The following is a 21,773-nucleotide window of genomic DNA, read 5'->3' on the forward strand; positions in this document are numbered from 1 at the left end:
CCACACGTATCCATCCCGAACACGACCGTTAAGCCCTCTAGCGCCGATGGTACTTGGACCGCAGGGTCCTGGGAGAGTAGGACGCCGCCAAGCAAAGAACCACTGCCGATGTTATTCGGTGGTGGTTCTTATTTGTTTTATACGAAGTATCTAATAAGTATCTAATATAAACCGTAACAGCCCGGAGAAAATCCAGGGCTGTTTTTTGATTTCAATTTATGTGAATGTACTAAATCTTTTATGTGGCTGTTCATCTCTTTATCGTCAGATTAGTATAAGCAGGTGCTGTCTATTTATCCATTTGGTTGCATGCATCCCCTAGGCTTAAAAGTGAGTTTTCCAATGAATGCTTTGTTTCTGAATCAATGATGACTCCTTGTTTATTCATCTTCAATGTAATATGAGGAATGGTTAGCGAGGCCTCATGTAAGACTTGAGCATTAATCATGTTTAACGTCAGCAATAGTGAAGCATGGGCTTTGTCACCGCCCATGGGGCTGGGAGAAGCAGCGATGGCAACGGTGGGTTTATTGAGCCATTCTCCTGAAGATACAATCCAATCTAATGCGTTTTTTAAGACCCCAGGAACTCCGTTTCCATACTCGGGCGTGCAGATGAGGACTCCATCCGAATGCTTCAGTTGGGCTCTTAAATTCTGCACGGACTCAGGACCTTCCTCGACATCGAGGTCAGGATTAAAATGCGGTAGATCATTTAATCCACCATATACTCCAAACTTAAGGTTAGGAGGAGCTAGCTTAATCATGGCATGCATTAGTAACGTATTGGAGGACTGATTGCGCAGGCTTCCGGAAATCGTAAGGATATTAAATTCTTTTTTCATGGGTATACATCATCTCTATTCCTTAGTAATGTAGGGCAATCTGTTTATTTTCCTCCTGTTGGAATGGACTGTCTATAGAAAACGCATTTAATTAAGGCATTCTTCATGTTACTCAGAGGATATCCACAATTCTTCATCAAAAATGCATGCGATAGCTTGCATGACTCTGGGTAATAGGATGAAGAGAGCGCTTAAAATAAGCAACTGACGAATGAATCATAATAAATATTTTTTAAAATTAGTACCAAGTACTAATACTTAGTGCTATAATGATAAAAAAACAAACGAGGTGACTACCGGTATGAATCAATCAATGTCAACCATTACCGCAATGGGTACGTATGTACCGGATCGAATATTAAGTAATGCTGATTTGGAGAAGCTCGTCGAGACGAGTGATGAATGGATTGTACAGCGTACAGGGATGAGAGAACGGCGCATAGCAGCTGATGATCAATTTGTATCTGACCTGGCCACCAAGGCTGTAGAAGATATGATGCGCCGTTATAATGTTAGCGTAGAAGATGTGGATATGATTTTGGTTGCTACCAGCACACCTGAATATTCATTTCCCAGCACAGCATCCCGAGTACAGGCGAATCTCAAGATTCCACATACGGGAGTACTTGATTTGAATGCGGCATGTGCAGGATTTACGTATGGATTGCAGTTGGCTGACAGTCTGGTAACCAGTGGTATGTATCATAAAGTGTTGGTTATTGGAGCAGAAACGTTGTCCAAGATTACCGATTATACAGACCGTACGACATGTGTATTGTTCGGCGACGGGGCAGGAGCCTTTTTGGTAGAAAGAGCTACTGGAAAAGGTGACTTTATGGCAGCCATCTCAGGTACGAGTGGAGAAGGCGGTATTCATCTCTATAAGACGGGTCTATCTTCGGAGATGAATGGCGTACCTCTGCAGGGTGAGGGATGTCTTGTCCAAAATGGCAGAGAGATCTATAAGTGGGCAGTACGCACGATTCCGGAACAATTGAGTGGGCTTATAGCCAAAGCAGAGATGAAACCGGAGCAGATCAATTGGTTTGTCCCACATAGCGCGAATCTAAGAATGATTGAAGCGGTTTGTGAACGCGGTCCTATTCCATTGGAACGTACTTTAACAAGTGTGGAGTACCGAGGAAATACATCCGCGGCTTCCATTCCTCTTGCTCTACAGCTTGCAGTAGACGCAGGGGAATTAAAGAATGGGCATCAAGTAGCCCTGTTTGGTTTTGGAGGCGGCCTGACCTACGCAGGTCTTGTGCTTAGATGGAGCGTACCTGACAGTCCTTCAGCAAACGAGGGATAAAATATATATACAGTGCCGTCCTCGAAAATGTATGAGTCCTTTGCTATAAATTTCGCTATAGTTACTACACAAAAGGGGTACAGCTCTCAAGAAGAGCTGTACCCCATATTGTTACTGCCAAGATAAAGGTTCAATTGAATTGAAATCGACAAGTTTATCAGATACATAGTATGTTAACTGTATGCTTTCAACATCATGAACCAATTCACCAGTACTTCGCAGTGTTGGATAGATCTCAGCGAAGTAAGCTCCATCAAACGGGATGATAACAGGTGCATCCAAAATACTTAGTCGCTCATAAGCGTAGAACATAGCTTCTCCGTTTACTATTACTTTCAGATCCACAGGTGCTTTAGCGCTCAAAGCGAGATAAAGTGTTGGAACGTCATCTGCATTCACTAGTGCAAAATCATCTGAAATACTCATTGTTGATACATCATCCTTGTACAAAAACAAGCTTGTTCCATTGGTGACATCTTCATCTTTGGATGGCTTTGGCACATAACCTGTTCCGCCATAATACTTATAAATCCGATGTAGAATCACTGTCGTTTCGGCTAAAGTTACCTTTTGATTTGGATAAAAGTATCCTTTGGAATTGGGCTTCATCACGCCCTGCTGGGAGAATCCAAGCAGAGCATCACGTTTTACATAATCAAGGTCGGAACCTAAATGATTTTCATTTTTGGATTTAATAATGCCAAATTCGGGTGCTAATGGTTGGTAAGCATATTTCCATTTTTCATAAGTATCATAGGAATTAAAATATCTTTTGGGAATATCCTTGAATGTTTGCAGTTTGGTGAGTGATTCTTTCTCTGACATTTCATCGACGGAGTAACCGATATCCGGAAAAAGAGTATTTAGTGTAATTATTAAGTCCCAGCGAGATAAGATCTTACTAGGTTGATATGTAAATGTCCCATTGTTGTAATTGATTTTATCTGCTGCTGCAATTAATCCTGAGGGATTGCTAGGGATACTACCGTATACGTCTCTAAAAGTTTGATAATATGTACTGGTTGCAGGAACACCAGGGATTTCTACATCTTTACTGCTATCTACCCGGAACTCTTGGAATAAGAGGTAAATCATACGAGTAAGTTCTGCTTTTGATACGTTCTTGCTTAAATTCTTCTCTTCTTGCTTAAAGTTCTGCATGACCTTATGAGATGCCATAAATTCAACAGATGGTTTGGCCCATTCATATTTGCTTGAGCTTGAAGCTGCGTTTGCTAGTGACGTAGTGAACAGTGATAAACTGAGTGTCAGAATAATAATGAAAATACTACACTTTGGATACCTCATTCGAACCTCCTATGATTTTTAAAATTAGAATTACATCCTATTTATTGTAGTCGACAAATGATGGTAAGATCAATTTTAAATTGTATAACTGAGTAAACTTAATAAACGTACACCTCATGTAATCCATGAGGTGTACGTTTATGTTTAAAAATTTTCTTAATCCCATGAACGATTTATGGCGTGAGCTTAGGTGCGTGGCGGTGATGAGTCCCTTGTTCATAGCTGTAAGCCAGCTTGATCAGGGTTCCTTCATCAAAGGCGCGGCCCAGGAATTCCATCCCTACTGGCAGACCTTCAGTTGTAAATCCAGCAGGTACGGTAATTGCCGGGAAGCCGGAGAATGGACTCAATCGGTTGTTACCACCAGAGTTTTGTCCTTCGCCAATAACACCAGCGGCTTGCGTGGACGTCGGATAGATGATGGCATCCAGGTTGTTGTCTGCCATAACTTTCAGCAAGGACTCACGTGTGATTTGGGTACGTTTCAGGACGATGTCCTTATATTCGGCAGTCTCCAACGTTTCCCGTGCATCACGAGCCTTCATCGACTGTTCTTGTGACTTATCGAACTGTCCGGAAGCAATAATCTCGGACAAGCTGTGATAAGGGGCTTCGTCACCAAGAGACTCCAAATAGTCATTAAGTTGGAATTTGAACTCGTATCCACTCAAGCTTGGGTACTTGTTGATTACCGCCAGGTTTGGAATGCTGATCGGGACTGCCGTAGCTCCGAGCGTTTTGAGTTCTTCTACAGCGTTGTTAATCACGTCAGCGACAGCTTTTTCCTCAGCTTTGGTGCTTGGGATAAGTTCCGTGGCCACACCGATCCGTGCACCTTTCAGACCGTTTACATCCAGGAAGTCTGTATAGCTGGAAGGGATTTTGCCTACAGCATATGCTGTAGCGACATCGTTTTTGTCATAACCAGCTGTAGCATCCAGCATGATTGCGGCATCACTCACGGTACGAGCCATAGGGCCACCGACATCCTGTGTCAATGCAAGAGGGATGATTCCTTCACGGCTGGACAGTCCGATCGTTGGTCGAATACCGACAAGGCTGTTGAAGCTGGAAGGGATACGGATAGATCCGCCCGTGTCAGTACCCATACCCGCAGCTGCAAAGTTTGAGGCAATGGCCGCACCCGTACCACCACTCGACCCGCCTGGATAGTGGTCCAGTGCATAAGGATTCAGTGTTTGTCCACCCAGCGAGCTGGACGTGGTAATGCCGAATGCGAATTCATGCAGATTGGTTTTGCCCAAAATAATGGCCCCGGCTGCTTTGAGCTTCTTCACTTGTTCAGCATCGTGAGCAGGTACGGAATCTTTCAGACAGATGCAGCCTGCGGTTGTAGGCATATCGTTGGTATCGAAGTTGTCTTTAACTAAAACCGGAATACCATGTAAAGGTCCGCGAGGCCCCTGAGCTGCACGTTCTTGGTCCAACGTTTCAGCGATTTTGAGAGCATCCGGGTTCAAGGTCAGAACTGCGTTAATGCTCACCCCCTGATCATCATATTTTTCAATGCGATCCAGGTACTTCTGTACAAGTTCTTTGGATGTCAGCTTTCCTTGCGTCATGGCAGCCTGGAGATCCGTAATGGTGGCTTCCTCCAGAATAAATGGTTTTATGTAGTTATAAATGCGGTCTTTCAATATGGCGACATCATTTTGGGTAAGTACTGCTTTAGGAAGGAAGAGGGCGTCGGTATATCCTTTCATCAACCCAGCGGTGTTCAGCGAACCAACGGCACCGGCAAAGCTCGCCTGATCCGGAACATCCTTGAACGATTCTGGAGTGGACTCCAGCTTCAGCCAGGTTTGCAAAGCTAAAGCAGCGTCTTTACGCTGTACTGTTGTGCCGGAAAGCTTGTCCATGGAAAAAGGAACACCTGCAAGTGTAGCCGCTTCTTCCATGGCTTGAACAAATGCTGCTGCAGTGACAGGAGCCTTACCAGCAGTTACGGCTGCAACCGTAGTTTTGCTCGAAGGCGCTGCCGTTGCAGCTGAGGCTGAGGGAACCGTTCCTCCCCATGTTGTGGCAACAACTGCTCCGGCCAGTAACAAGGCCCCACTTTTTTTCAATACAGATCCATGATAAGTCATGCATCCACGCTCCCTTCCTGTGTATCAATGATGTGTGTTGGCGAATCTGATATAGTTGCTTTTTTCACATTCTAAGTACATGTAAGGTATTCTTACAACACTCATATATATTCAAAAAAACGTATACATACTATTTTTACGCTATAGAACCTGCCAAATGCTCCTAATTCCATGCACGGAAGAAAAATGTCGAAGAATATTGTGTTAACTAATATGACATAAGGGCCGAAAGATAGGCATCTTATGGGACAAATCGTTATTTGTGAAGCCAAAGCAAACCGATACCATGAAATGATATAATAAAAGATAGGAGTAGAAGAATTCTTTTAATTAACGATAGAAGCATGAGAGTCATAGGTTTATCAAAGAAAGGAAGATATGGATTGAAAACATTAGTACTCGCAGAAAAACCATCTGTGGCACGCGAAATAGCCAGAGTGATGGGGGCGCGTGATAAACATAAAAGTTATATGGAAGGCCCGAAATATATCGTGACTTGGGCGCTTGGACATCTTGTTGGGTTGGCTGAACCAGAGGACTATGACAAAAAGTATGCAACCTGGAATCTGGAGGATCTGCCGATTCTGCCCGATCGGACCAAGCTGAAGGTACTCAAAGAGACAAACCATCAATACAAAGCGGTACAGCAGCTGATGAAACGTCAGGATGTTGGTGAACTGGTCATTGCAACGGATGCGGCACGTGAGGGTGAATTGCTGGCTCGTTGGATTATGCAAATGGCCCAGTGGAAAAAGCCGTTCAAGCGGCTGTGGATATCATCCCAGACGGACAAGGCTATCAAGGATGGATTTGCATCACTCAAGCCAGGCAGCCAGTTTGATCGTCTCTATGAATCGGCACGTTGCCGGGCAGAAGCAGATTGGATGATTGGTCTTAACGTGACGCGTGCATTGACGGTTCGATTTAATGCACAATTGTCAGCTGGACGGGTACAGACCCCTACACTTGGCATGATTATGGACAGGGAAAATGAGATCAACGGATTCCGTTCCCAAGAGTATGAGACGTTAACGGCCGATCTGGGAGGTTTCCAGGCGGTATGGCGCGCTGCAGGTGGGGATTCACGCATCTTTGATCCGCAAGAGACACAAGAATTGAAGAAACGAATTGATGGTCGTAAGGGTTCGATTGCCCAAGTGAAAAAAAGTGAAAAGGTTGAGCCGCATCCGCTGGCTTATGACCTGACGGAATTACAACGGGATGCCAACCGGAAATATGGTTTTTCCGCCAAGCAAACATCGAATGTGCTGCAGCGTCTTTATGAACAGCACAAGCTGGTAACCTACCCACGTACAGACAGCCGTTACCTGACATCGGATATGACGGGAACGCTGAAAGAACGACTGGATAGTGTAGCGATTGGCCCCTATGCGTCTCTGGCTCGTCCGTTGTTGCGCAAAAATCTGAATATCACCAAACGTATCGTGGATGACAGCAGGGTAACGGATCACCACGCGATCATTCCAACAGAACAGACGGTTCTCCTCAATCAGCTGAATCCAGAGGAACGTAAGTTATACGATCTGATCGTACGCCGTTTTATCAGCTTGTTCTATCCGGCTGCGAAGTACGATTCTGTTGCGATCACTGTTCAGGTGGGCAACGATTCTTTTCATGTGAAAGGCACAACGGTGAAAGAAAGCGGCTGGCGGGAAGTGTACGGCGGAGATTATAGCGATGAGGATGATGATCGTGCTGACGATTCTTCGGACCATGAGCGTGCACTTTTGCCAGATGTGCAGCAAGGTCAGTCCGTGACGGTTCAACGTTGTCATATCAAAAGTGGACGGACGATGCCGCCCAAACGGTATACCGAGGCAGCTTTGCTTTCTCAAATGGAGAAGCATGGACTGGGCACTCCGGCTACACGCGCGGATATTATCGAGAAGCTTGTAAGTTCCGACACCATTGATCGTCAAGGGAACAGCATGCATCCAACGGGAAAAGGAAAGCAGTTAATTGAACTGGCTGCTCCTCAGCTGCGTACACCGGATTTAACAGCCCGCTGGGAAGCTGAACTGGAGCGTATTGCCCGTGGACAAGGTAAGCCAGAGCCTTTCCTGGAGAGCATCCGTTCAATGGCGAAAGAGCTTGTATCAACGGTAAAAGGAAGCAAAGCGGAGTATAAGCCGCATAATGTATCGAATAGTCACTGCCCGGATTGTAATGCGCGCTTGCTGGAGAAGAAGGGTAAACGTGGCAAGTTCCTCGTATGTCCAACAGAGGATTGCGGATATCGTCGTTCGGCTGAGAAACGATTATCCAACCGTCGCTGTGCACAGTGTCACAAAAAGATGGAAATTAAAGAGGGTAAGGCAGGTTTGTACGTGCAATGTCTGCCTTGCGGCATAACGGAAACATTGGATAAAGATAAACAGCATGTGAACAAACGTGATCAGCAAAAGCTGGTCAAACAATATGCGAAACAGGAGTCGATCGGTTCCAATCTGGGAGAACTGTTGAAGGCAGCCATGGAGAAAAAGGGAGAGTAAGACCGTCGTATAAGATTCTCCTTTTTCAGGCAACGTAAGCCTAGGAGGTGATACGCAGATGCCACACAACAAACCAGAGAAGATTCATAACCAGCAGAACAAAGACAGCATTCAGGAAGAGAGTATCTCTGTACGTCCCGACAAGGCAGCAAAAAGAGCACCAAACCTGAATGGTATTCCTAAACAGGAGTCATAAGTTTGGTATTCGGGATTCATTGCTTCTAAATATCTTTGCGGTTCCCTTCTCGCGTTGATCATGTTCCTTCAGAGGACTATAATGGAGGTACAGGGAGATGTCCCGGGACAGGGGGACCGCTAGAATTATATGCAAACCGGATTGATACTGTGGTTTTTATTTATCAATGTCGTAGGTTACCTGGTCATGTCGGACGACAAGAAACGTGCGCAGCGCCGTCGAGACCGTACACCCGAACGAACGCTGTTTCTGCTGGCCTTTATTGGTGGGGCATTGGGGGTATGGATTGCAATGTATCGTAAACGTCACAAGACCAAACATCCCAGTTTTACGATCGGCATTCCGTTGTTGTTATTCCTAAATGCGGTAATCTATGGGTATTTCCTGCAATAAGGTACGGATTGAATGGTTGGGATCTGCTGTACTCCAGGTGAGTGGCTAGAATGATTATGTAAAATGTTTCTTATAAATGGTTCATTTTGACCTGGGGACGTTTAAGGAGTTACATGGTTCTTGTATTTTATGTCAGACCCGAAGCTGGCTTCGAATGTTCTACATATAAAGGAAGGGACGGGATTTACATGTTATTCTCCAAAATACTAGTAGCATATGATGGTTCGAAAGCTTCAAATAAAGCACTTGATCGTGCAATTGAGTTAGCCAAAGTTTCTCCGGGTGCTGTCTTGGATGTTATCCATGCCTTTGACTTTCCACGTGTATTCATCGGGGAAGGATTGGCACCTTTGCCACCTTCATTGAATAATGACTACTATAATCTGGCGGTGCAAACAACGGATGAAGCGAAAGAGCGGATTCAGGCTGCTGGCGTTACAGCGAACGTCGATCTGATTCAAGGAGCTGCTGCCGAGGTCCTTCTCGATTATGCCAAAGAGAACGGATCGGACATTATCATTATTGGTAGTCGTGGTCTTGGTGGAATTCGGGAATTTGTCTTGGGCAGCGTTAGTCATAACGTAGTGCAGCATGCTCAAGTTCCGGTACTTATCGTGAAATAATTATAGAATGTGTGTATACACATAATAGAGAAAAGCCGGCTGTCTTCGATAGGTTGAAGAGGGGTCGGCTTTCTTTTTTGGAATAAAAGGGATGCAGTATCTCTGAATGATCGGTTATTTCCGAACATTAAATTTGTCAATATGTTAAATGTTCGTCTTTAAGTTGACATTAGCTGTAGGGGATTGTTAGAATGTTAGATGTGTCGATCAGTTATATATAAGGTCGAGTAGGTTCGAAAGATGTGGATTTTTCAATTTTATTGAATTAATTTGTTGAAATAGATATTTGCTCGTATAACGCCGGGAATAGGGCCCGGAAGTATCTACCCGGGAACCGTAAATTTCCGGACTACGAGGAGATACGGCTGAGAGACGCATGAAATCAGATGCGGACAGCAAGCCTGCCTTTGGCATGCCCAAATGCGGGATACGTATTTCTTGGAGTCCGGTGTCCGGAGAAAATGTGATGTTTTCGAGGGTAGCGGATTTTTTCATTTCACAATAAACGAGAAGCAACAGGATGAAACCAAAACGCTCAGACGGGAGTTGGATGTATTCATGTCAGTACAGGTGGCTGTAATTATGGGCAGTAAGTCGGATTGGGAAACGATGAAGTATGCTTGTGAGGTGCTGGACGAGCTGGAGATTGGGTATGAAAAAAAAGTCGTATCCGCGCATCGCACACCAGATTTGATGTTTGAATATGCGGAGCAAGCGATTGACCGTGGATTCAAGGTTATCATTGCGGGTGCGGGTGGGGCAGCTCATCTGCCCGGTATGGTCGCTTCCAAAACGATGCTTCCGGTCATTGGAGTTCCCGTGCAATCCAAGGCGCTAAATGGTCTCGATTCCTTGCTGTCCATTGTTCAGATGCCTGGTGGCATTCCCGTCGCAACGGTAGCGATTGGCAAAGCAGGTGCAACGAATGCCGGATTGCTTGCGGCTCAGATCATCGGTGCTTTTGACCAGGATGTCCAACGTCGCAGCGAAGCCCGCAGAGAGCGAATCAAACAAGAAGTGCTCGAAAGCAGTGACGAAATATGAATAGTACAAGAATACAACCCGGATCAGCAGGCAAAGCAGAACGTGTCTTGCTCCCAGGAAAAACAACCATTGGTGTTCTCGGAGGCGGGCAGCTTGGACGGATGCTGACACTTGCCGGAACAGCGATGGGTTATCGGTTCGTTACACTTGATCCGGCAGCAGATGCTCCTTGTGGACAAATTGCCGATCAGATTGAAGCGGGATATGACGATGAAAAGGCTGCACTCGAACTGGCTCGGCAATGTGATGTAATCACATATGAGTTCGAGAATGTAGATGCAGATGTTGCTTCTCTCCTAGAACGGGAATCCTATGTACCGCAAGGAAGTGCATTATTGTACACAACCCAGCATCGTTTACGAGAAAAACGAGCCATTGAGGCGGCTGGTGTACGTGTAGCCCCTTATCGGGAAATTACAAGTAAGGACACAATGAAGGCGGCCGTGAGTGAACTTGGTGTTCCTTGTGTACTGAAGACGGTGACTGGTGGATATGACGGCAAGGGTCAGCGGGTTATACGAGAAACAAATCAGGCGATAGCTGCCTATGAAGAACTCGCAGCTACCGGTGCGGAACTGGTATTGGAGCAATTTATTAAATTTGACTGCGAGATTTCAGTCGTTGTTGCACGCAGCACGAATGGGGAAATTAAGACGTTCCCGCCTGCGGAGAACATTCATGTGAACAACATTTTGCATGCTTCGATCGTACCAGCAAGATTGGCGGCTGAAATACAGATTGAGGCGCAGAAGTTGGCGGCAGCAGTGGCTCAATCCATCCAAGCCGTTGGATTGCTGGCAGTGGAATTGTTTGTTGCGGCAGATGGAAGACTTTACGTGAATGAGCTGGCCCCTAGGCCGCATAATTCCGGTCACTATACGATGGAGGCCTGTGCCACATCACAATTTGAACAGCATATTCGTGCGATTTGCGGATTGCCGCTTGGAGATACTTCATTATTGAGCCCGGTTGTTATGGTCAATGTGCTTGGAGAACATCTGGAAGGTATTATTGCCAGAACGGGTCAGCCTGACGCAGAAGCGTTGGAACTCGGTGTGATTCCTAAGCTTCATATATATGGTAAAACCGAAGCGAAGACAGGACGGAAAATGGGGCATGTCAATCTGCTCTGTCAGGATGTCGAAGAAGGATTACAATGGATTGAACAAACTAATCTTTGGAGGAATACAAATTTATGATCGAACGTTATAGCAGACCCGAAATGAGAGCCATCTGGACGGAGGAGAACAAATTCAAGTCGTGGCTGGAAGTTGAAATTTGTGCATGTGAAGCTTGGGCAGAGCTTGGCGTCATTCCTAAGGAAGAAGCAGCATTGCTTCGTCAGAACGCTTCTTTTGACATCGACCGCATTTACGAGATTGAACAGGAAACACGTCATGACGTTATTGCTTTTACACGTACGGTATCTGAAAGTCTGGGTGCTGAGCGGAAATGGGTACACTACGGACTGACTTCTACGGATGTCGTTGATACAGCTCTGGGTTATGTACTGCGTCAGGCAAATGAGATTCTGGAAAAGGATATCATGAATTTCATTGAAATTCTTCGTGAAAAAGCTCTGACTTATCAGCATACACCAATGATGGGACGTACACATGGGGTACATGCGGAGCCAACGACATTTGGTCTGAAAATGGCACTCTGGCATGAAGAAATGAAACGGAATCTGGAGCGTTTCCGCCACGCGGCAGACAACGTACAATACGGTAAAATCTCAGGAGCAGTTGGCACATACGCAAACATCGATCCATTTGTTGAAGAGTTTGTCTGCGAGAAACTGGGCACGAAGCCTGCACCAATCTCGACCCAAACGCTGCAACGTGACCGTCATGCAGAATACATGGCTACACTGGCATTGATCGCAACATCTCTGGACAAGTTCGCTACAGAAGTACGTGCGCTGCAAAAGAGTGAATTCCGTGAAGTGGAAGAAGCATTTGCAAAAGGTCAAAAAGGATCTTCGGCAATGCCGCACAAACGTAACCCCATCGGCAGTGAAAATATCTCCGGTCTGTCCCGCGTTATTCGCGGACATATGGTATCGGCATACGAGAACGTGACACTGTGGCACGAGCGTGATATCTCGCATTCTTCCGTAGAGCGTATCATTCTGCCGGATGCAACGATGCTGCTGAACTACATGCTGAACCGTTTCGGTAACATCGTGAAGAACCTGACGGTATTCCCTGAAAATATGAAACGTAATATGGAGCGCACCTTCGGTGTACCATTCTCCGGTCGAGTGATGACCAAGTTGATCGACAAAGGTTTCAGCCGCGAGCAGGCGTACGATACTGTTCAACCACGTGCGATGCAAGCATGGGAAGAACAACGCCAGTTCCAGGATATCGTGAAATCTACACCGGAAATCACTGAAGTGCTGAGCGAAGAGGAAATCGCAGATGCGTTCAACCCATCGTGGCACTTGAAGCACGTAGACACCATCTTCAAAAAGCTTGGTTTGAACGATTAATAATTCAAAAAGGCTATAGCTCAGAATGATGGGTTAGCAGGGAACGTAGAGGACAGAAATAAGCTGAAGAAGCAAAGCTAAAAACATTCTGAAAGAAAGCTACTTCGGAAGCATACGCTGCGCCTTTATCAAATTTAGAACAAGTTTTACTCCCTAAAAGTATAGGTTGATTATGTGTTCACGCTGGAACGAAGAAGGCAGAAAAAACCTGAAGAAGCAAAGCGCTCGCCTTTATCCCCGGATTTTCACTTTGCAAAAGTGGAATCAAAAAATCTGGGGATAACAGCGATCGGAAGGTTGTTCTGCATTCGTAGTGGCCCCGCGTGATGAGGGGAGTTGGACGTATACTTTACATCTCCTGAAAGAAGGTGAGCCTCCATGGCGCTGTCCACTGCGGCAGATCTCGTTAAAGCTCCTCTGTTATATAAGGGAAAAGTACGTGAGTTGTACGATCTGGGTGAACATTTTCTCATCGTGGTTACGGATCGGATTTCGGCATTCGACTATGTGCTGGACCCAGCTGTTCCCGAAAAGGGCAATGTGCTTAATAAACTGAGCAGCTTCTGGTTTGAACTGACGGGCGACATGATGGATAACCACGTGGTGCATACAGATGTAAACCAATTGGGCGATATTATCACTGATCCCGAATTGCTCAAAGACCGCATCATGGTGACCCGCAAAGCCGAGCGCATTGATATTGAATGTGTGGTACGTGGATACATTACCGGAGGCGGATGGAGACAATATGAGAAAAGTGGAGAGGTCAACGGCATCAAGCTGCCGGATGGACTTCGCAAAAACGCCAAGCTCGATGTTCCCATCTTCACCCCGGCGGCCAAAAACGATGTCGGTCACGACGAAGACATCCCGATGGACCGAATGAAAGAACTTGTCGGAGATGCTCTGGCGATTGAGCTTCAGGAAAAGAGCCTGCGTCTCTACGAATTCGCTCGCGACTATTGCGATCAGCGAGGCATCATTCTCGCAGACTGCAAATTCGAGTTCGGTATGGTCGATGGCAAAGTCATTCTGATTGATGAAATCTTTACTCCAGACGCTTCTCGCTTCTGGGCCAAAGAGAATTACGAACTCGATATCGAGATCGATAGCATGGATAAAGAGCCGGTACGCACCTATCTGTTAGGCAGCGACTGGGACAAGAACAGCAAACCTGATCCGCTGCCACAAGAGGTAGTGGAGGCCACAACCGCAAGATACGTCGATATTTATAACCGTTTAACGGAAAAGTAACGTTTGAGCGAGCTGCGGGAAAGTTTGGCTTACGATCGCTGTTGCCCCCGGAATGTTTGGATTGGAATCCTTTTTTCAAAAGGAAACATTCCGGTTGCAAAGGCGACCGCTAACGCTTCTCCAGCTCAAATCTTTCCCTCCGCCAGTTTCAAACTGGGGATGAGGCAATTAAGTGCGGAGGCTTCCCACAGGTAGGGAAGCCTAAAAAAAATTACGAGTATTAAATTCACTTATTACTTAAGTAACTTAAAGACCATTTTCTGTTTTAACGTAATGGTCATGTTCGACCATTACCCACCGTGCAACGTAAAAGGTTTAGGCCTTTAAAAAAAACGTCGCATGGACTAGCGGAGGGGCGGAATTGTTCTTAAAGGAGCGATAGCGTTCGCCTTTGTCCCCGGGTTTTGACCGCATAGCGGGCCAAAACAATTCAGAAAAACCTGGGGACAACAGCGACCGGAAGAACAATCCGCCCCGGAGCAAGCTCCCAAGTCACTTTTTTTAACAGCGTAAAGCATTTATCCCGTTCATTACTGAGGAGGAACATAAGGATCATGATCAAAGCAACCGTATATGTCACTATTAAGCAAAGCGTACTCGACCCGCAAGGCGTAGCTGTTCAAGGAGCCCTGCATTCCATGGGATTCAACGAAGTGGAAAGTGTACGGATCGGTAAAGTCATGGAATTGAACCTGGATACAACAGATCGTGCGGAAGCGGAGAAACGATTGAAAGTCATGTGTGAGAAGCTGCTGGCCAACACCGTTGTTGAAGATTACCGCTACGAATTGGAGGGTTAATCTCATGAAATTTGCAGTTCTTGTGTTCCCTGGCTCCAACTGCGACATCGACTGTTACAAGGCAGTGGAAGATGCGATCGGACAAGAGGTTGATTATGTATGGCACACGGCTACAGATCTTTCGGCTTATGATTGTATTTTAGTTCCGGGTGGTTTCTCTTATGGTGACTACTTGCGTTGCGGAGCGATTTCCCGCTTTGCACCGGTAATGAACGAGGTAGCGAAAGCTGCTGAACAAGGTAAATATATTTTGGGTATTTGCAACGGATTCCAGATCCTGACGGAAGCGGGCTTGCTTCCAGGCGCATTAATACGTAACACTTCCTTGAAATTCCGTTGTCACGATACGGTATTGAAAGTGGCGAATGCAGATACACCATTTACACGTGACTATGCACCCGGCGAAGAGATTATCATCCCGATTGCTCACGGTGAAGGCAACTATTATTGCGACGAGGAGACGCTCGCGAGTCTGCAAGCGAACAATCAGATCGTATTTACGTATGGTAACAACCCGAACGGTTCCCTGGGTGATATTGCAGGAGTCTGTAACGAGGCTGGCAACGTGGTCGGCATGATGCCGCATCCAGAGCGTGCAGTGGATTCACTGTTTGGTTCGGAAGACGGCAAACGTATGTTTACATCTATTTTGAAAGCATGGAGGGATCGGCATGACGCAGCAGCTATCCGCTAAGGAACCAACAGCAGAACAGGTCGCAGAACATAAACTTTACGCACAAATGGGCGTATCTGACAGCGAGTATGAGCTGATCTGTGAGTTCATGGGGCGCAAGCCAAACTACACGGAAATTGGTGTGTTCAGTGTAATGTGGTCTGAGCATTGTGCTTATAAAAACTCCAAGCCATTGCTGCGCCGGTTCCCAACCACTGGACCACGTGTCCTGATGGGACCTGGTGAAGGTGCCGGTATCGTGGATATCGGTGATAACCAGGCCGTTGTATTCAAAATTGAAAGCCATAACCATCCTTCCGCGGTTGAGCCTTATCAAGGTGCGGCAACAGGTGTGGGCGGCATTATCCGTGATATTTTCTCCATGGGTGCAAGACCGGTAGCAATACTGAACTCCCTACGTTTCGGCAAGCTGGAGAGCGATCGTGTTAAATATTTGTTCGAGCATGTCGTATCGGGTATTGCTGGATACGGTAACTGTATCGGTATTCCTACCGTTGGTGGCGAAGTGATGTTTGATGAGAGCTATGAAGGCAATCCGCTGGTTAACGCGATGTGTGTGGGTCTGATTGATCATGACAAGATTCAGCGCGGTGTAGCTAAAGGCGTAGGAAACCCTGTGTATTATGTAGGGCCGCCAACAGGCCGTGATGGTATTCATGGAGCAACCTTTGCATCGGTTGAACTGACGGAAGAATCCGAGTCCCAACGGACAGCGGTTCAGGTTGGTGATCCGTTTATGGAGAAACTGGTGATGGAATCCTGTCTGGAATTGATCGATACGGGAATCGTGCTCGGAATTCAGGATATGGGTGCTGCCGGTCTGACATGTTCGAGTGCAGAGATGGCAAGTAAAGCGGGTAATGGTCTGGAACTGTATCTGGATCAGGTGCCACAGCGTGAAGAAGGCATGACGCCTTACGAAATGATGTTGTCCGAGTCCCAAGAACGGATGTTGTTCGTCGTTGAGCCGAAGGATGAGGCGCAGGCGATGGAAATCTTTGAACGTTGGGGCGTTATCTGTGCCAAAGTCGGTAAAGTAACGGATGACGGTCGTCTGAAATTGATCCACCACGGCGAAGTGGTCGGAGATATGCCGGTAACGGCTTTGGTTGACGAATGTCCAGTGTATGACAAACCTTCTTCTGTACCTGCTTACTACGAGCAAAGTGCTTCCATAGACACGCTTCGTTACGACGAAGTGTCGGATCTCGGCGGAGCGTTGAAACAAGTACTGTCTTCACCAACAGTAGCAAGTAAAAAATGGATTTATGATCAATATGACTACATGGTGCGTACAAGCACTGCCGTTCGTCCAGGGTCGGATGCAGCCGTAGTTACGATTCGTGGCACACGCAAAGGTCTCGCAATGACAACGGACTGTAATGGACGTTATGTGTACCTTGATCCTGAAGTTGGTGGACGGATTGCCGTAAGTGAAGCAGCGCGTAACATTGTATGTTCCGGTGCAGAGCCATTGGCAATTACGGACAACCTGAACTTTGGTAACCCGGAGAAGCCGGATATTTTCTGGCAAATGGAGAAAGCGGTAGACGGTATGGCGGAAGCTTGTCGTGTGCTGGATACGCCGGTCATCGGTGGTAACGTAAGTCTGTATAATGAAAACGCCAAAGGCTCCATCTATCCAACGCCAGTTGTCGGTATGGTAGGCCTCGTTCATGATACGGATCATATCACGACACAAGCATTCAAATCCGAAGGTGATGTCATCATCCTCCTCGGTGAAACAAAAGCTGAACTGGGGGGCAGTGAGCTGCAATACGCGGTTCATGGTCAAACGGAAGGTCGTCCACCAGAACTGAACTTGCAAACGGAAAAAGCATTGCTGGGAACCGTGCTGGAAGCAATTCAATCCGGTCTCGTTCGCTCTGCTCATGACTTGTCTGAAGGGGGTCTGGCTGTAGCATTGGCTGAGTCTTGCATCAGCGGCAATATTGGTGCACAGGTCAATGTTGAAACGACATTGCGTGCAGACCATGCGCTGTTCAGTGAGAGCCAATCCCGTATTCTGCTGTCGGCTTCGCCGGAGCAAGCAGGCAAGCTGGAAGCATTTGTACGTGAGCGCGGTGTACCTGTAGCTGTTATTGGTCGTGTAGAAGGAAGTAACCTGACAATTGAATTGAACGGAACATCAGCCGTGAACGAACCGGTAGGAGGTTTGGCTCAGGTCTGGGAGGATGCGATTCCATGTCTCATGAACTGACGACAGGACCGTTGTGGACAGGTGATTATTATAACGAAGGGTCCGGCAAAGAAGGACTCGACAAATTAAAGGAAGAATGTGGCGTATTCGGGGTATTCAAACACCCTGACGCTGCATCACTATCCTATTATGGCCTGCATGCCCTTCAGCACCGGGGTGAAGAAAGTGCAGGAATGTGTGTAAGTGACGGTAATGAGTTTCACTACCACCGTGGAATGGGTCTGGTGAAGGAAGTCTTCACCAAAGACTTGATGCAAACGTTGACCGGGGATATCTCCATCGGACACGTTCGTTATTCAACCAGTGGTGACAGTAAGCTGACGAACGCACAACCATTGGTATTTAAATACCGCGATGGTGATCTGGCTGTAGCAACCAACGGAAATATCGTAAATGCGCCAACGATTCGGCGTGAATTGGAGCAGGGCGGGTCCATTTTTCAAACCACCAGTGATACCGAAGTTATTGCCCATCTAATCGCGAGATCTTCCAAAGGATTGGTAGAAGCCGCAAAGGATGCGTTCCAACGGATTGTGGGTGGTTATGCATTTCTGATCATGACCAACGACAAGTTGCTGGTTGCTTCTGATCCCCATGGTCTGCGTCCGCTCACAATGGGTAAATTGGGAGATGCGTATCTGTTTGCATCCGAAACATGTGCGCTGGAGACGATTGGTGCAGAGTTGATTCGTGACATTGAACCGGGCGAACTGTTGGTGCTGGATGCGGATGGTCTTCATGAAGACCGCTTCGATCATCACAAACACCGCAAGGCACTGTGTGCGATGGAGTATATCTACTTTGCCCGTCCAGACAGTGATATGAATGGTGCAAACCAGCACGCTGCGCGTAAACGGATGGGTAGCCGGATGGCGATTGAGTCGTTTGTGGATGCAGATCTGGTAACAGGTGTACCCGACTCCAGTATTTCCGCGGCAATCGGCTACGCCGAGCAGACGGGGATACCGTATGAGATGGGTATGATCAAAAACAAATACACCGGACGTACGTTTATCCAGCCAAGCCAGGAACTGCGGGAACAAGGCGTGAAGATGAAACTGAGCGCCGTGCGCCGTGTGGTAGAAGGCAAACGCGTGGTCATGATTGACGATTCCATCGTACGGGGAACAACTTCCCGCCGGATCGTAAACATGCTGCGTGATGCCGGAGCGACAGAAGTACATGTACGCATCACATCACCACCGTTCAAAAACCCGTGCTTCTACGGCATTGATACCCCTGACAGCCGTGAATTGATTGCCTCCCAGCTGTCGGTGGAAGAAATTTGCCGTGAAATCAACGCGGACTCCCTGTCGTTCCTCAGCCCGGATGGGCTGATTACATCGATTCAGGGAGATAATCAGGATGACTACAAAGGCGGGCTATGCCTCGCATGTTTTGATAATGATTACCCAACCCGCCTCGACTTCGGCGGCGAAGAAAAATACGGCTGCAGCTGCTAGCTGTTATCCTGCGAGACAAACGTAACTCGTAGCCCGGCCCTTAGCCCCGCCTTGCGGAGCAACAGGGGCACGGGCAGCCAGGCGAAGCAGCTGCCCCCGAGCGCAGCCCGGCCCTTAGCCCCGCCTTGCGAAGCAACAGGGGCCAGGGCAGCCAAGCGAAGCAGCTGCCCCCGGGCATAGCCCGAGCCCTTAGCCCCGCCTTGCGAAGCAACAGGGGCCAGGGCAGCCAAGCGAAGCAGCTGCCCCCGGGCATAGCCCGAGCCCTTAGCCCCGCCTTGCGGAGCAATAGGGGCCAGGGCAGCCAAGCGAAGCAGCTGGCCTCAGGGCGCAGCCCGGCCCTTAGCCCCGCCTTGCGAAGCAACAGGGGCCAAGGCAGCCGAGCGAAGCAGCTGCCCCCGCGGGCGCAGCCCGCACCCTTAGCCCCGCCTTGCGGAGCAACAGGGGCCCGGGCAGCGGTGCGAAGCAGCTGCCCCGCGGGCAAAGCCCCGCAGCGCAGCCGAGCGGGGTTCGCCGACCGATGGCCTGCGGCCAGCGGAATCGGCGAACAACCACGCGAGCACACGAACGAACCAACCATAGCAAGATCATACCAGCCACCCCTGCACCGCTTGTTTGGCGGGTGTCCAGAGGGCCTGCCAAGGTCCTATGGGGTCCTCCCGGGCGGGAGGATTTAGGAGGGGCGAAAAAAAAGGAGCTGATTCCACTTGTCCGAAGCATACAAAAACGCCGGCGTCGATATCGCGGCAGGCAACGAAGCGGTTGAACGGATGAAAAAACACGTGAAGCGTACCTTCCGTCCGGAAGTGATGACAGATCTGGGAGGCTTTGGCGCCCTGTTCGGTTTGAACAAAGATAAATATGATGAGCCGGTGCTTGTATCCGGTACAGACGGTGTAGGAACCAAGCTGAAAATCGCATTTGCCATGGACCGTCATGATACCATCGGAATCGACGCGGTAGCCATGTGTGTGAACGACATTGTGGTACAAGGCGCAGAGCCGCTGTTCTTCCTCGACTATCTGGCTTGTGACAAAGTCATCCCGGAGAAAATAGAAGCCATCGTTGCGGGAATCGCAGAAGGATGTCATCAGTCGGGCTGTGCGCTGATCGGTGGCGAAACGGCTGAAATGCCGGGCATGTACAGTGAAGGTGAATACGATATTGCCGGATTTACCGTAGGTATCGTGGACAAAGCGAAAATCATTAACGGTACAACGATCGCTCCTGGCGACACGGTGATCGGACTTGCATCCAGCGGTGTGCACAGTAACGGCTTCTCCTTGGTACGCAAACTATTGTTGGAACAAGCCGGATTGGGCTTGCAGGATGAAGTTGCTGAACTGGGTGGTAAGCTGGGTGACGCACTGCTGGAACCAACGAAAATCTATGTAAAACCACTCCTGTCCCTGCTTGAAAAGGTAAAAGTAAAAGGCATGGCCCACATTACGGGTGGTGGCTTCATCGAGAACATCCCGCGTATGCTGCCAAGCAGCGTGAATGTAGATATTGATTATGGTTCTTGGCCGATTCTGCCAATCTTCAACCTGTTGCAAGAAAAGGGCTCCGTTTCGAACCGCGACATGTTCACCACGTTTAATATGGGGATCGGACTTGTGCTGGTCGTGAATGAAGCAGATGCAGTTGAAGCATTGGAACAACTGAAAGCATCCGGTGAAGAAGCGTACATCATTGGACGTGTGACCGAAGGAGATGCGCGAGTAACCTTCACGGGAGCGGATGTTTAATGGCGAACTACCGTATTGCTGTATTTGCCTCTGGTGAAGGGTCGAACTTTCAGGCATTGGTGGATGCAGTGCGGAACGGAGAACTAGGTGCATCCATAGATCTGCTGGTATGTGACAAGCCGGCTGCACGTGTGGTGCAGCGGGCGCAGGAGGCAGGCGTGGAATGCCATCTGTTTACTCCTAAAAATTATGATTCCCGCGAAGCCTACGAGGCTGAGATCGTGGAAGTGCTTGAATCCAAAAACATTGACCTGGTTGTTCTTGCCGGATACATGAGATTGCTGACTTCAGTAGTTGTGGATCGCTATGCAGGACGGCTGATCAATATTCACCCGTCCTTGTTGCCAGCATTTGCAGGCAAAGATGCCATAGGACAGGCACTGGAATACGGCGTTAAAATTACCGGGGTTACCGTCCACTTTGTTGATGGGGGTATGGATACAGGGCCGATTATTGCCCAGCATCCTGTTCCGATTTTGCCAGAGGATACGCCTGAGTCAATCAGCCGTTCTATTCATGCGGCCGAACAGCAGTTATACCCCGAGGTTGTTTCCTGGTTCGCGCAAAATCTGGTTCAGTTAGACGGACGTCACGTTACTGTTAACAAACCGGTGTGAAATAAGTTTAAAATTTTTTTTACACAATAACGGAGAGGACAGAAAAAACCTGAAAAAGCGAAGCTAAAAGCTTTCTGAAAGAAAGCTGCATCGGAAGCATACGCTTTATCACCGGATTTTCCCTTTAAGAAAAGGAATCAAAAA

General features: G+C 47.8%; 18 protein-coding genes, 1 rRNA gene and 1 riboswitch. Of the genes, 16 read left to right on the forward strand and 3 right to left on the reverse strand.

The annotated features are described in order from the left end of the window. Positions 1-93, forward strand: a 5S ribosomal RNA gene (gene rrf / locus BMW94_RS20870); the annotation flags it as partial. Positions 94-289: 196 nt separating this feature from the next. Here rrf and BMW94_RS20875 read toward each other — a convergent pair. After that, complete coding sequence (locus BMW94_RS20875) at positions 290-844, reverse strand: NADPH-dependent FMN reductase (protein WP_091000861.1); 555 nt, start codon at positions 842-844, stop codon at positions 290-292. A gap of 301 nt (positions 845-1,145) precedes the next feature. On the opposite strand from BMW94_RS20875, the gene BMW94_RS20880 reads away from it, so the two are divergent. Continuing rightward, the gene (locus BMW94_RS20880) at positions 1,146-2,156 is read left to right on the forward strand and encodes a ketoacyl-ACP synthase III (protein ID WP_091000862.1); all 1,011 of its coding nucleotides are present in this window, start codon (positions 1,146-1,148) and stop codon (positions 2,154-2,156) included. A 111-nt stretch (positions 2,157-2,267) separates the two neighbouring features. Here BMW94_RS20880 and BMW94_RS20885 read toward each other — a convergent pair whose 3' ends face one another. Together BMW94_RS20885 and BMW94_RS20890 are read right to left on the reverse strand one after the other, a co-directional pair. Then, on the reverse strand, positions 2,268-3,464 hold the full coding sequence (locus BMW94_RS20885) for an S-layer homology domain-containing protein (protein ID WP_091000863.1): 1,197 nt from the start codon (positions 3,462-3,464) through the stop codon (positions 2,268-2,270). Between the two features lie 173 nt (positions 3,465-3,637). Then, positions 3,638-5,572 (reverse strand): amidase family protein, encoded by a 1,935-nt coding sequence (locus tag BMW94_RS20890; protein WP_091000864.1) that lies wholly within the window; start codon positions 5,570-5,572, stop codon positions 3,638-3,640. Between the two features lie 383 nt (positions 5,573-5,955). On the opposite strand from BMW94_RS20890, the gene BMW94_RS20895 reads away from it, so the two are divergent. The 14 genes from BMW94_RS20895 to purN all read left to right on the forward strand — a co-directional run bounded on the left by BMW94_RS20895 (position 5,956) and on the right by purN (position 21,629). Next, positions 5,956-8,085: a DNA topoisomerase III gene (locus BMW94_RS20895; protein ID WP_091000865.1), complete on the forward strand. Its 2,130-nt coding sequence runs from the start codon at positions 5,956-5,958 to the stop codon at positions 8,083-8,085. Positions 8,086-8,143: 58 nt separating this feature from the next. After that, on the forward strand, positions 8,144-8,281 hold the full coding sequence (locus BMW94_RS30605) for a hypothetical protein (RefSeq protein WP_175480788.1): 138 nt from the start codon (positions 8,144-8,146) through the stop codon (positions 8,279-8,281). A 129-nt stretch (positions 8,282-8,410) separates the two neighbouring features. Next, on the forward strand, positions 8,411-8,674 hold the full coding sequence (locus BMW94_RS20900) for a DUF1294 domain-containing protein (RefSeq protein ID WP_063568208.1): 264 nt from the start codon (positions 8,411-8,413) through the stop codon (positions 8,672-8,674). A 188-nt stretch (positions 8,675-8,862) separates the two neighbouring features. Continuing rightward, entirely contained in the window at positions 8,863-9,297 is a 435-nt protein-coding gene (locus BMW94_RS20905) for a universal stress protein (RefSeq protein WP_024633549.1), read from the forward strand. Between the two features lie 270 nt (positions 9,298-9,567). After that, a riboswitch (purine riboswitch) is annotated at positions 9,568-9,669 on the forward strand. Between the two features lie 186 nt (positions 9,670-9,855). Beyond that, positions 9,856-10,341, forward strand: coding sequence for a 5-(carboxyamino)imidazole ribonucleotide mutase (gene purE, locus BMW94_RS20910; protein ID WP_063568218.1), 486 nt, complete (start codon positions 9,856-9,858; stop codon positions 10,339-10,341). Continuing rightward, a complete protein-coding gene (purK, locus tag BMW94_RS20915; RefSeq protein WP_091000866.1) occupies positions 10,338-11,540 on the forward strand; it encodes a 5-(carboxyamino)imidazole ribonucleotide synthase in 1,203 nt (400 codons plus the stop codon). The genes purE and purK overlap by 4 nt, the downstream gene beginning before the upstream one ends. Further along, positions 11,537-12,835, forward strand: coding sequence for an adenylosuccinate lyase (purB, locus tag BMW94_RS20920; RefSeq protein WP_091000867.1), 1,299 nt, complete (start codon positions 11,537-11,539; stop codon positions 12,833-12,835). Before purK ends, purB begins: the two co-directional genes overlap by 4 nt. 378 nt (positions 12,836-13,213) lie before the next feature. Then, positions 13,214-14,089, forward strand: coding sequence for a phosphoribosylaminoimidazolesuccinocarboxamide synthase (locus BMW94_RS20925; protein WP_063568204.1), 876 nt, complete (start codon positions 13,214-13,216; stop codon positions 14,087-14,089). 554 nt (positions 14,090-14,643) lie between these two features. Next, positions 14,644-14,889 carry a phosphoribosylformylglycinamidine synthase subunit PurS gene (gene purS, locus BMW94_RS20930; protein WP_017690695.1) on the forward strand — a complete coding sequence of 82 codons (246 nt, stop codon included), beginning with the start codon at positions 14,644-14,646 and terminating at the stop codon, positions 14,887-14,889. A gap of 4 nt (positions 14,890-14,893) precedes the next feature. After that, positions 14,894-15,583, forward strand: a complete 690-nt coding sequence (purQ, locus tag BMW94_RS20935; RefSeq protein WP_091000868.1) for a phosphoribosylformylglycinamidine synthase subunit PurQ — start codon at positions 14,894-14,896, stop codon at positions 15,581-15,583. After that, positions 15,561-17,804 (forward strand): phosphoribosylformylglycinamidine synthase subunit PurL, encoded by a 2,244-nt coding sequence (gene purL, locus BMW94_RS20940; protein WP_091000869.1) that lies wholly within the window; start codon positions 15,561-15,563, stop codon positions 17,802-17,804. The genes purQ and purL overlap by 23 nt, the downstream gene beginning before the upstream one ends. Then, entirely contained in the window at positions 17,789-19,267 is a 1,479-nt protein-coding gene (gene purF, locus BMW94_RS20945; protein ID WP_091000870.1) for an amidophosphoribosyltransferase, read from the forward strand. Before purL ends, purF begins: the two co-directional genes overlap by 16 nt. A gap of 704 nt (positions 19,268-19,971) precedes the next feature. Continuing rightward, positions 19,972-21,012, forward strand: coding sequence for a phosphoribosylformylglycinamidine cyclo-ligase (gene purM / locus BMW94_RS20955; protein ID WP_091000872.1), 1,041 nt, complete (start codon positions 19,972-19,974; stop codon positions 21,010-21,012). Beyond that, positions 21,012-21,629: a phosphoribosylglycinamide formyltransferase gene (gene purN / locus BMW94_RS20960; protein ID WP_091000873.1), complete on the forward strand. Its 618-nt coding sequence runs from the start codon at positions 21,012-21,014 to the stop codon at positions 21,627-21,629. Before purM ends, purN begins: the two co-directional genes overlap by 1 nt. Positions 21,630-21,773: the final 144 nt, after the last annotated feature.

It is taken from the genome of Paenibacillus sp. OK003, from assembly GCF_900109515.1.
Taxonomy (GTDB): domain Bacteria; phylum Bacillota; class Bacilli; order Paenibacillales; family Paenibacillaceae; genus Paenibacillus; species Paenibacillus marchantiae.

Bases quoted from the DNA above. Each gene is read 5' to 3' on its own strand.
- purS (WP_017690695.1), top strand. From the start codon at position 14,644: ATGATCAAAGCAACCGTATATGTCACTATTAAGCAAAGCGTACTCGAC.
- purQ (WP_091000868.1), top strand. From the start codon at position 14,894: ATGAAATTTGCAGTTCTTGTGTTCCCTGGCTCCAACTGCGACATCGAC.
- BMW94_RS20905 (WP_024633549.1), top strand. From the start codon at position 8,863: ATGTTATTCTCCAAAATACTAGTAGCATATGATGGTTCGAAAGCTTCA.
- BMW94_RS20900 (WP_063568208.1), top strand. From the start codon at position 8,411: ATGCAAACCGGATTGATACTGTGGTTTTTATTTATCAATGTCGTAGGT.
- purB (WP_091000867.1), top strand. From the start codon at position 11,537: ATGATCGAACGTTATAGCAGACCCGAAATGAGAGCCATCTGGACGGAG.
- purK (WP_091000866.1), top strand. From the start codon at position 10,338: ATGAATAGTACAAGAATACAACCCGGATCAGCAGGCAAAGCAGAACGT.
- BMW94_RS20885 (WP_091000863.1), bottom strand. From the start codon at position 3,464: ATGAGGTATCCAAAGTGTAGTATTTTCATTATTATTCTGACACTCAGT.
- purF (WP_091000870.1), top strand. From the start codon at position 17,789: ATGTCTCATGAACTGACGACAGGACCGTTGTGGACAGGTGATTATTAT.
- BMW94_RS30605 (WP_175480788.1), top strand. From the start codon at position 8,144: ATGCCACACAACAAACCAGAGAAGATTCATAACCAGCAGAACAAAGAC.
- BMW94_RS20890 (WP_091000864.1), bottom strand. From the start codon at position 5,572: ATGACTTATCATGGATCTGTATTGAAAAAAAGTGGGGCCTTGTTACTG.
- BMW94_RS20925 (WP_063568204.1), top strand. From the start codon at position 13,214: ATGGCGCTGTCCACTGCGGCAGATCTCGTTAAAGCTCCTCTGTTATAT.
- purN (WP_091000873.1), top strand. From the start codon at position 21,012: ATGGCGAACTACCGTATTGCTGTATTTGCCTCTGGTGAAGGGTCGAAC.
- BMW94_RS20880 (WP_091000862.1), top strand. From the start codon at position 1,146: ATGAATCAATCAATGTCAACCATTACCGCAATGGGTACGTATGTACCG.
- BMW94_RS20875 (WP_091000861.1), bottom strand. From the start codon at position 844: ATGAAAAAAGAATTTAATATCCTTACGATTTCCGGAAGCCTGCGCAAT.
- purL (WP_091000869.1), top strand. From the start codon at position 15,561: ATGACGCAGCAGCTATCCGCTAAGGAACCAACAGCAGAACAGGTCGCA.
- purE (WP_063568218.1), top strand. From the start codon at position 9,856: ATGTCAGTACAGGTGGCTGTAATTATGGGCAGTAAGTCGGATTGGGAA.